Source organism: Ralstonia sp. ASV6 (assembly GCF_016429285.1).
Taxonomy (GTDB): Bacteria; Pseudomonadota; Gammaproteobacteria; order Burkholderiales; family Burkholderiaceae; genus Ralstonia; species Ralstonia flaminis.
In genome coordinates this window covers 1-7,579 of record NZ_JAELUI010000195.1, presented here as the reverse complement: position 1 = coordinate 7,579, position 7,579 = coordinate 1, and the positions used below count along the sequence as shown (strand labels likewise).

5 protein-coding genes and 1 pseudogene are annotated in these 7,579 nt (G+C 65.5%); 2 read left to right on the top strand and 4 right to left on the bottom strand.

Going from position 1 to position 7,579, the window contains the following annotated elements; all coding sequences use genetic code 11:
• Positions 1-237, bottom strand: a pseudogene (locus JHD73_RS25175) (aromatic amino acid aminotransferase); the annotation flags it as partial.
• A gap of 333 nt (positions 238-570) precedes the next feature.
• On the opposite strand from JHD73_RS25175, the gene uvrB reads away from it, so the two are divergent.
• Both uvrB and JHD73_RS25165 read left to right on the top strand, forming a co-directional pair.
• Positions 571-2,661, top strand: coding sequence for an excinuclease ABC subunit UvrB (gene uvrB, locus JHD73_RS25170; protein WP_199032899.1), 2,091 nt, complete (start codon positions 571-573; stop codon positions 2,659-2,661).
• A 193-nt stretch (positions 2,662-2,854) separates the two neighbouring features.
• On the top strand, positions 2,855-4,942 hold the full coding sequence (locus JHD73_RS25165) for a site-specific recombinase (RefSeq protein WP_199032898.1): 2,088 nt from the start codon (positions 2,855-2,857) through the stop codon (positions 4,940-4,942).
• Between the two features lie 289 nt (positions 4,943-5,231).
• On the opposite strand, the gene rbsK is transcribed toward JHD73_RS25165, so the two are convergent.
• The 3 genes from rbsK to JHD73_RS25150 form a co-directional block, all read right to left on the bottom strand.
• Complete coding sequence (rbsK, locus tag JHD73_RS25160; protein ID WP_199032897.1) at positions 5,232-6,185, bottom strand: ribokinase; 954 nt, start codon at positions 6,183-6,185, stop codon at positions 5,232-5,234.
• Positions 6,186-6,218: 33 nt separating this feature from the next.
• Positions 6,219-7,259, bottom strand: a complete 1,041-nt coding sequence (locus JHD73_RS25155) for a LacI family DNA-binding transcriptional regulator (RefSeq protein WP_199032896.1) — start codon at positions 7,257-7,259, stop codon at positions 6,219-6,221.
• Positions 7,260-7,277: 18 nt separating this feature from the next.
• Positions 7,278-7,579 (bottom strand): ABC transporter permease (locus JHD73_RS25150; protein ID WP_199032895.1); only part of this gene is annotated, 302 nt, incomplete at its 5' end.

The window sequence follows — 7,579 nt, the reverse complement described above, 5'->3', positions numbered from 1 at the left end:
GGCCTGGTCGTAGGCGGCAATGCCTTCGATCGGCAGGTAGCCGCGCGGGGACGTGGCAGCCAGGCGGGCCTTTTCAGCTTCCTGCACGGCGCGCAGCACCGGAATTTTCCCTTCGTCGGTGAAGTACACGCCCACGCCCAGATTCACTTTGGTGCTGCGGGTATCGGCGTTGAAAGCTTCATTCAGGCCCAGGATGGGGTCGCGCGGGGCCAGTTCGACGGCAGAGAAAAGCGACATGAGATGTGTCTCGATCGGTTGGTTCGGAATTCGGTGGAGTGCTGCAGGCGGTGCGCCGCAAGCGGTCGGCAGGGCTGCCGACGCCGAATGCATGAAGCGGGCACAAGACTGAATTGTACCGAATACAGGCTCTAATCGCCCGAAAAATCCTTGCAGAACAGGGGCCTAAAGCGGTTGAACGGCCACTACAGATGCGTGTGCTGGAACGCCTAAACGATTGCTGGGGCAGCAGGCTACACTAGACGATTGGTTGCAATTGCCGCCGCCACCCCGATCTGTTGGGGGCGTGCGCGTCACTTATTGACTGTTCGCGTCGCCATCCCACCCGCCGCCATGACCGATCTGAGCCAAGTCCCCAGCCCCCACGACGAGTCGAAGTTCGTCACCTTCGAGGGCTCGCCGTTCCAGTTGTACCAGCCGTATCCGCCGGCAGGCGACCAGCCGGAGGCGATCCGGCAGCTCGTCGAGAACATCGAGGACGGCCTGTCGTACCAGACCTTGCTGGGCGTGACGGGCTCGGGCAAGACCTTCACCATGGCCAATGTGATCGCGCAGGTGGGGCGTCCGGCCATCGTGTTCGCGCCCAACAAGACGCTGGCGGCGCAGCTGTATTCGGAGTTTCGCGAGTTCTTCCCGCGCAATGCGGTCGAGTACTTCGTTTCGTACTACGACTACTACCAGCCCGAAGCCTACGTGCCGCAGCGCGATCTGTTCATCGAGAAGGATTCGTCGATCAACGAGCACATCGAGCAGATGCGCCTGTCGGCCACCAAGAGCCTGCTGGAGCGCCGCGATGTGGTGATCGTGGCCACGGTGTCGGCCATCTACGGTATCGGCAATCCGACCGAATACCACCAGATGATCCTGACACTGCGCGCGGGCGACAAGATCAGCCAGCGCGACGTGATCGCCCGCCTGATCGCCATGCAGTACACGCGCAACGAAACGGATTTCCAGCGCGGCACCTTCCGCGTGCGTGGCGACACGGTCGACATCTTCCCGGCCGAACATGCCGAGATGGCCGTGCGCCTGGAGCTGTTCGACGACGAGGTGGAGTCGCTGCAACTGTTCGACCCGCTCACCGGACGCGTGCGGCAGAAGATTCCGCGCTTTACGGTGTACCCATCGAGCCACTACGTGACACCGCGCGAGACCGTGTTGCGCGCCATCGAGACCATCAAGGCGGAACTGCGCGAGCGGCTCGATTTCTTCTACAAGGAAAACAAGCTGGTAGAAGCGCAGCGCCTGGAGCAGCGCACCCGCTTTGACCTGGAGATGCTGCAGGAGCTGGGCTTCTGCAAGGGCATCGAGAACTACTCGCGGCATCTGTCAGGTTCCGCGCCGGGTGAGCCGCCGCCTACGCTGGTCGACTACCTGCCGCAGGACGCGCTGATGTTCCTGGATGAGTCGCACGTGCTGATCGGCCAGCTCAACGGCATGTACAACGGCGACCGCGCGCGCAAGGAAACGCTGGCCGAGTTTGGTTTCCGGCTGCCGTCTGCGCTGGACAACCGGCCGCTCAAGTTTGCCGAGTTCCAGACCAAGATGCGGCAGGTCACGTTCGTCTCGGCCACGCCGGGCGACTATGAAAAGCAGACCGCCGGCACCGAGGTCGTGGAGCAGGTGGTGCGCCCGACGGGCCTTGTCGACCCGATCATTCACGTGCGGCCGGCGACCACGCAGGTCGACGATCTGCTGTCGGAAATCCACGTGCGCGTTGAAGCCGGCGAGCGCGTGCTGGTCACCACGCTGACCAAGCGCATGGCCGAACAGTTGACCGAGTTCCTGTCGGAGAACGGCGTCAAGGTCCGCTACCTGCACTCCGACATCGATACCGTGGAGCGGGTGGAGATCATCCGCGACCTGCGCCTGGGCACGTTTGACGTGCTGGTCGGCATCAACCTGCTGCGTGAGGGCCTGGATATTCCAGAAGTGTCGCTGGTGGCGATTCTCGATGCGGACAAGGAAGGCTTCCTGCGCGCCGAGCGTTCGCTGATCCAGACCATTGGCCGTGCGGCGCGGAATGTGAATGGCACCGCCATCCTCTATGCCGACCGCATCACCGAGTCGATGAAGAAGGCCATTGGCGAGACCGAGCGCCGCCGCGCCAAGCAGATCGCCCACAACGAGGCCCACGGCATTACGCCGCGCGGGGTGGTCAAGCGCATCAAGGACATCATCGACGGCGTGTACAACGTCGACGATGCACGCGCAGAACTCAAGGCCGCGCAAGAGGCTGCCAAGTACGAAGACATGAGCGAGAAGCAAGCCTCCAAGGAGATCAAGCGCCTGGAGAAGCAGATGCTCGATCACGCCAAGAACCTCGAGTTCGAGAAGGCGGCGGCGGTGCGCGACCAACTTGCCAAGCTCAAGTCGCAGCTCTTCGGGGCCAGCGGCGAAGACCATATCGTTCCGGCCGCCTGAACCTCACGGGCGGTTGATGCGTCAGACCGGCACCGCAGCCTCGCCCGAGGCTGACGGCGGGGCAGTCGTGACACAATTGCGGACACATTTTCAGGCGCAACGCGTCGCCTGATCGCGGCATCAGCACGTTAAGTAGAAGCATCGGCCCCGGGAGCGGGGCCCAGCCGAGCGTGTCCGCCAACTAGGGAGTTCGATGTTCAAGTTTTTGCTCAATCCGTGGCGCAAATGGCGCGCTTCCCGGCACGCCAGCCATCAACTCGATGCCATCCTGGCGCAGTTCGCGCCGACGCGCAGCCTGGCCGAACGCAATGAATGGCTGATCGAGCTGGCCTATTGGCTGCGCCGCGCAGATCGCCCGACCGGGGCCACATCAGAATCGTGGCGCTATGCACGCCTGCGCTACTTGCTGCAGGTGCTGGAGAACAACCCTGAACTGGCCGAGCGCGTCGGGCAGACGCTGCGCGCGATCGTGCAGGACAACGATCCGGTCTCGCTGCTGTGCGATACGGGGTTGTCATCGCGCTCTGGCTTCTGGGGTGAACTGGTCGATCGCTGGCAGGCGCGCTTCCTGCCGCCGGCACCCAATCAATCGCAATTGGCCACGTTGTTTGCGCTGCTGTTTGTCGGCCCGACCGATGCGCAGTGGGTGGATGGCCTGGACGATGAACTGGTCGCACGCCTGCATGCGCTGTTCCGCGCCGGGCTGAGCGACGAGGATGAAGCCGCGGGTCAGACGCGACTGGAACGCAGCCTTGGCATCGGTATCCAGATCCTGATCAGCCAGGTGCGGGCGGCAGGGTTGTCGCGCGGCATCCGCCTGCGCATGGAGTATCCGGACGTTACCGATTCGCCGTTCTACCGGCTGGCCGATGCGGCCAACGCCATCTTCCTTGAACGCCCGGACGAGACGCTTGCCACACCAGAGCGCTTTCCGCAGCAGCTCAATTACTTCCGCGCGGTGTTGGACCAGTGCCGCACTGCCACGGCCAGCGTGTACCAGCATCTGGACGAGAACGGCGTCTCTGTCGAGGTGGTGTTCCAGGTGGAGCGCATGAAGGCGTGGCTGGGGCGCATCGATCTGCTGCTGACCGCCTGGGCAGACACACGCGCCTCGCGCCGCTTCGTGCACCTGACGGCGGAGCTTGTTTCGGCCAGCCAGCATCGTCGCAGTGTTGGCTATCTGATCCGTTCCACGTTTGCCGATCTGGCGCGCAAGGTGGTCGAGCGTTCTGCCGAGAGCGGCGAGCACTACATCACCCGCGACAGCAAGGAATACGGCGCAATGGTGAAGGCTGCGGCCGGCGGGGGTGTCATCACGGCGGCCACGGTGTACATCAAGTTCTTCATCACCGGCGCCCACCTGACGCGCTTTACCGAAGGGCTGTTGGCGTCGATCAACTACGCGGTCAGCTTTCTCGGCATCCATTTTGCCCACTTCACGCTGGCCACCAAGCAGCCGGCCATGACGGCACCTGCGCTGGCGCACCAGCTCGACCAGGTGGGCCGCCCAGAGGGGCTGGAGCGCTTCGTGGACGACACCGTCGCCATGATCCGCACCAACGCGGCGGCAATTGTCGGGAACCTCGTTGCGGTGGCCCCGGTAGCGTTTCTGGTGCAATGGGCGGCGGGTCGGCTGTTTCATGCGAACCTGATCTCGCCGGCCAAGGCGGTGGCGACCATCGACTCCTTCTCGATCCTTGGGCCAACGCCGGCGTACGCGATCTTCACGGGCGTGTTGCTGTGGGCTTCAAGCCTGGCTGCGGGCTGGGCCGACAACTGGTTTGCATTGCATCGCGTGGGCGATGTGATTGCCTACCACCGGCGCTTGCGCTTCATGGTGGGTGAGCGCGGTGCACATCGCATTGCCGAGTTCTGGAAGCGCAACCTCTCGGGCATCGTCGCCAACGTGTCGCTGGGCTTCATGCTGGGCTTGGGCCCAGAGATCGTGTCGTTCTTTGGGCCGCACGTGGAGGTGCGCCACGTCACGCTTTCCACCGGTGCGGTAGCAACGGCGGTGGGCGTCCTTGGGCCGAGTGTGATGCATACGGCCCCGTTCTGGCTGGCCGTTGCCGGCATCGCGCTGATGGGGGTGCTCAACGTGATGGTGTCGTTCGCGCTGGCGTTCAACATGGCGATGCGCTCGCGCAACCTGCGCGGGCTCGATCGCAAGCGTATTACCGGTGCGGTGTGGCGGCGCATTCTGCGCGATCCGCTGTGTCTGCTGGTGCCGCGTCCCCCGACCGCGGCCACGCCGCCGAGTAGCTCCAGCACACCCGCCTAGCGCTTGCCCGGCGGGGCTCAAAGCCTCGGCGACGGCGCTCAAAGCTCCAGCGTCGGAGGTCGGGAGGTCCGGCAACGCACCTCAGAGGTGCGCACGCGGGGGTTTGAGGTCCGACACCGGTGTTCCGGGCTCCGGCGACGGAGCGCAAAGCCCCGACGGTGGAGGTCCAGAGGTCCGGCGATGCACCTCGCAGGTGCGCGCGCGAGGGTTTGGGGTCCGATCACGGAGCTCAGAGCCTCGGTGACGGAACCCAGAGCTCCGGCGTCGGCGTTCCGAACCCGATCGCGCCTCAGGGCGCCTGCATGGCAAGCGTTCCCACCTCGCTGCGGAACGGAATGGAGGGCTGTGCGCCCAGCCGTGTAACCGACACCGCGGCGGCGGCTTGCCCAAACTGGATGGCCGCATTCGGCGCTGCGCCTTCGGCCAGTGCCGTAGCCAGCGCACCGACAAAGGTATCGCCGGCGGCGGTGGTATCGATAGCCAGCGCGCTGGGGGCCGGCATCAGCAGCCGTGTGGTGGCATCGACATAGGCGATGCCGCGCGCGCCCAGCGTGACGATCACGTGTTTCGCGCCCTGCGCGTGCAGGTCGGCTGCTGCATCCAGCGCGGCTTCGGGGGAATCGACGGCGCGCGCAGTCAGCAGTGCCGCTTCGGTTTCATTCGGGATCAGGTAGTCGCACGCAGCCAGCCAGGGTGTCGGCAGTGGGCCGATGGCTGGCGCCGGGTTCAGGATGACGGTCTTGCCCAGCCGCCGGCCGAGCTTGAGCGCGCATTCCACCGCATCCGGCGGGGATTCCAACTGGCAGACGACGACGCGGGCGCGCTCGAACGCTGCATGCTGTGCCTCGATCATGGCGGGCGTGAGCAATTGGTTGGCACCCGCCACGATCACGATGGTGTTCTGAGCGCTGTCGGCAACCGTCACGCAGGCGATGCCGGTGGCGGCGCCCGCGTGTACCGACACCATCGATGTCTCGACGCCTTCGCGCCGCAGGCCATCGCGCAGGGCCGTGCCATACGCGTCGTCGCCCACGCAGCCGAGCATGGCGACCTTGCCCCCCAGGCGAGCCGCAGCCACTGCCTGGTTGGCACCCTTGCCACCAGGAATCGTCTCCAAGGCGGGCGCCGCAACCGTTTGCCCAGGGCGGGGCAGACGCGGCGTGCGGATCACGAGATCCATGTTGAGGCTGCCGACGATCAGCACGTCGGCAACTGCGGAGGCGGAAGGGCGCTTGGCCACCATGGCGGACTACGTTGAGAGCGTGAGTGGATGGGCTTAAGCGGCGCGGGCCGGGCGCGCCGGCTCGGCGGTCGACTCGCGCAGCGACAGGCGCGGGGGCAACACGATGCGGCGTGCGCGCGGTTCCTCCGCGGGGTGGCGCATGGCGGCATCAGTCAGGTGTTCGAGCAGCGTCTGCGCCGTGGTCTCGCCCAACTGGCGGATCGACTGGCCGACGGTGGACAGCGCCGGATACACGTAGCGACTGAGTTCGATGTCGTCAAAGCCGATCACGGAGAGCGCCTTCGGCACGGGAATGCCCAACTCGGCCGCTGCACGCAGTGCGCCGATGCCCATCAGGTCGTTGCTGGCAAAGATGGCAGTGGGCATCTCGCCCTCGGTCAGCAGCTGGCGCGCAGCGCGGTAGCCGCCGGGGCTGGTGAAGTCGCCTTCGGCCACGCGCGCGGAAGCTTCTGGCACGCCGGCTTCGCGCAGTGCGCGGTGAAAGCCCGCCAGGCGGCCGGCCGTCACGCTCAACTCCGATGGCCCGCTGATGCAGGCAATGCGCCGGTGGCCAAGCTCCAGCAGATGCTGGGTCGCCATGTAGGCGCCCTTTTCGTGATCGACCTGCACCTGATCGGCTTGGATGCCTTCGGTGGGGCGGTCGACCATCACCACGGGCAGGGAGGATTCGCCCAGTGCTTCGACCAGTGCGTTGTCCGGGCCGGCGCTGCTGACGATGATGCCGTCCACGCGCTTCTCCATCAGCACGCGCAGGTAGTCGCGCTGCTTGCGCGGGTCGTCGTCGGAGTTGCAGAGGATGACGCTGTAGCCGGCGGCGGCACAGACGTCTTCAATGCCACGCGCCAGCTCCGCAAAGTAGGGGTTGGTGGCGGTCGGCACCAGCACGCCGATGGTGCGTGTGGTCCGGTGCTTGAGCGAGCGTGCTACCGCGCTGGGCACATAGCGTGTGGCGCGGATGGCTTCTTCCACGCGCTTGCGGGTCTCGGCGTTCACCGGCCTGGTGTTGTTGATAACGTGTGAGACGGTGGTGAACGAAACCCCGGCCAATGCGGCCACGTCCTTGATGGTTGCCATGACGATCTCCTCTGTCTCTTAGTGGTGCTTGCTACGGCCGGATTGATTGCGGCGGGTGCGATAGGTGTCCATGACCACGGCCGCAACGATGACCGCGCCCGTGATGATGCGTTTGGTGGGTTCGGAGGCGCCGATCTGTGCGAGGCCGGATTCGAGCACCGAGATGATCAGCACGCCGAACAGCGTGCGCGCGACGGAGCCGCGCCCGCCCATCAGGCTCGTGCCGCCGATCACCACGGCTGCGATCACCTGCAATTCCATGCCGACGCCCGCGTTCGGGTCGGCTGCCTCCAGTCGCGACACCTGGAACAGTGCAGCCA